Source organism: Nostoc sp., assembly GCF_036919495.1.
Lineage (GTDB): Bacteria > Cyanobacteriota > Cyanobacteriia > Cyanobacteriales > Nostocaceae > Nostoc.
On record NZ_JBALBZ010000005.1, the window covers coordinates 1 to 3,098 of the forward strand.

Genomic DNA, 3,098 nt, shown 5'->3' on the forward strand with positions numbered 1-3,098 from the left:
CGCAGTCAGTTCAATATCGTGCTTCTCAAGATTACTCAGAAAAACTTCAAACTATAGTAGAGTTTTTTGAAACCTTATTTACTCCCTCATCCGATGTCTCTATGACAAATATATTGTAGATACAGCCCGATTAACATTTATAATAATAACGACAATTCTCTGGCAAAAAACTCAGAATATATTCTCTTTCCGAATTCAAATTAGAGATTGATATTTGATTATCAGATTTCACTAAATGTATAGATTGAAAACATTGAAATATCCATCGCATAGTCAGATTATTTATAGATTTACCAAGCTGATTTTTAATAGTAGATTTCGATGCCGATAAGGCTTTTCTTATTTGTCTTTGAGCTAAAGTATAGACTAATAGGCATAATCCCATTATCATAGCCATAGCTTCAATTCTTTCTGGAGATTTCAGAAAAATACTATCTGCAAAAAATAAGGGGTCTTTGAGAAATCCAAATCCCCGCTCACAGCTTTGCTGTGCCTTGTATTCGGAAAGCATATCATCATTACTAAGAGATTTTTCATCTAAAATGTTTGTAGAAAGTATGAAACGCCCAGCACCTTGATAAGCTATTTTAATAGCATGTATATTCTCAGACAATGAAGCATTTACTTGATAAAAAACTTTTTTATCTTTTGATTCTTTCTCTAAATAATCGATGTTATCAATTTGATGGTACTTAAACTTTTTTTTTAAATTTTCCACGGCTTTGATAGCACAGTCACGAGAATTAAATTTGAAGTCAAGTAGTTTTTTAAGCTGATCTAATGCACTAGTTTTTGACTTAGATATTCTTTTCTCTAATTTTCGTAAATCAGATTCTTTTCTTTCAGTGCTTTCTACAACTAACCATCTTTGTTCAACTCCACCATAATTACTTTTAACTACAGAATAATAATATCCGGTTAAAGAACTACTAATAAAATTAGTTGATAATAATGTTGATACTAGTTCTTTTGCCAGTTTTATAGTCATAGGGACTCTAGATAACCATCTCGTTCCAAATAATGAACTGATATTTTTTGCGTTATAGAAAGCTGCATCTGCAACCATTAAACTATCTTCATTTTTTATTTGTGGTTTTTGCATTTGTTCTTTGTATTCTAAAAATATGTTAGCAAAACTTGAAGAATCGGATTGATTTCCAGATGCAGATTTTAAAAATATTGGTATATCTCCATCAGATGATGATATTAAGTCTATAATAAATTGTTTTAAATCGGGTCTATGGTCACGAGAATAACCATAAGTAATTTCAATAGCTTGTGGTGATTTGATTTGACCATTTGATGAATTATTATGAATAATTACATCTGGTAAACTAGTGTTATATTCACCATGTAAATGTAGTGAGGTGGAGTCTAAATGTGACAATTTTAAACTAATATTAAATTGTTGTATTACATTTATAGTAATCTCTAAAAATATCTCAGTTAAACCTTTAATAAATAACTTATCCATTACTCTACCTAATTTATCATCATTTAAATATTCCGCTTTTACTCCTTCTCCAATTAGATGTTCACAAGGTTTATCTTTAAAAAACTCTGGAAACATATATAACGGACTGCTTACAAAACCCAGTCCATTTAATATCATTGCTTTAACTACATGTCCCGGACTAATTTTTTCTTGTGCCTCTTGACCAACTAATTCATTAATAATATCTACTAAGCCTATGGCATCTATAATTCCTGCAATTATACCCAAATGATCTATGTTCTGAATTTCAATCTCTTGGTGGTTAAACATGGTTATGAAATGAAAGTTACAACAACTGTCATTTTCGCATTTGATGAACCTACAAATTTATTTGTAATGTCAACCGCGTGAGTTTTCACTCTCTTCTTTCACATACACACCTGGAGGCTTTGGCTTAAGTTAATCACACATTAATAGAATAAATTATTATTAAGCTTTAAAATACAACTTCAGCTTATAGTTCATAAGTACTGTTCACCGACAATTAGGTAAGTACTAATGAACTTGTGACAGTTCGGGTGCGGAATGTGGGCTACCAAACTCAACCTCTGCTTCATCAGGCTAATAGACATCTCCGAAAAAGAGTGTAGAGACGTAGCAATGCTACGTCTCTACAAGGGTTCTGGATAACGCATATTTAATTTCTGGAGATGTCTAAAGCTGGAATGTTCCACAAAAACGTGTATTTAACCCCTCCATCTTATGAGTTTACTAGTTTAGGAAAAATTCCTGTTGGAGCGCTAGAATTCAGTTTATTCAACAAAGTGCAAGAACCTCTGCTGCTCAAAAAGCTACTGAAACATCCATCAAACTGACGAGAGTTAGCTCAATCGCTCTACCGATTTACTTAAAACATCTTTAGTGCTACTTTTTTGCCAGATAATTGCTAAATTTCCTGTTCTGAATCAATAATTCGTGGGAAAAAATAACCACTACCTCTTGCTGTCAAAATAAATTCTGGGTTATTCGGATCGGATTCTACCTTTGTCCGCAATCGTGAAATATGCACATCTACCACACGGGTGTCTGTACTCATCTCTGGTACAAAGCCCCACAATTGCTGTAATATTTCAACCCTTGAAAAAATCTTTCCCGAATGATTAACTAACAACTCCAATAAGCTAAACTCCACACCTGTCAACCGAATGCGTTGCTCATTTTTGTGGACTTGCCGCTTATTTATATCGATTTTGAGATTGCCCAGATGGATTATAAGAGAGTTAGGAATACTATTAATACTGGTTTTGTGGGAGCGTCGTTTTAGTACGCAGGCAATTCGAGCTTCCAGTTCCTTGGGTGAGAAAGGTTTCGTCATGTAGTCATCAGCACCGAGTTCTAGCCCAGTGATTCGGTCTGCTACATCTCCTAAAGCTGTGAGCATGATGATTGGCACATCTGACTCTTTCCGTAATTCTTGGCACACACCGTAGCCATCCAGCTTTGGCATCATTACATCCAGAACTATTAAATCAGGGGTCAACAGGCGAAAAGCTGACAAAGCTTCTTCACCATCACTAGCTGTAACTACACTGTAGCCAATCATCTCAAGACGCGTCTGTAAAATTCGCCGGATACTGGCTTCGTCGTCTACTACTAAGATTGT

At 34.2% G+C, this 3,098-nt stretch carries 2 protein-coding genes; both read right to left on the reverse strand.

The features are described 5' to 3' along the window. Positions 1-130: 130 nt before the first annotated feature. Positions 131-1,765 carry an IS1634 family transposase gene (locus V7K25_RS00275; RefSeq protein ID WP_335154030.1) on the reverse strand — a complete coding sequence of 545 codons (1,635 nt, stop codon included), beginning with the start codon at positions 1,763-1,765 and terminating at the stop codon, positions 131-133. 616 nt (positions 1,766-2,381) lie between these two features. Further along, a complete protein-coding gene (rpaB, locus tag V7K25_RS00280) occupies positions 2,382-3,095 on the reverse strand; it encodes a response regulator transcription factor RpaB (protein ID WP_335154032.1) in 714 nt (237 codons plus the stop codon). Between the last annotated feature and the right edge of the window lie 3 nt (positions 3,096-3,098).

What these genes read in the sequence shown, in the direction of transcription:
- V7K25_RS00275 (WP_335154030.1), bottom strand. Translation starts at nt 1,765, where the DNA reads ATGTTTAACCACCAAGAGATTGAAATTCAGAACATAGATCATTTGGGT.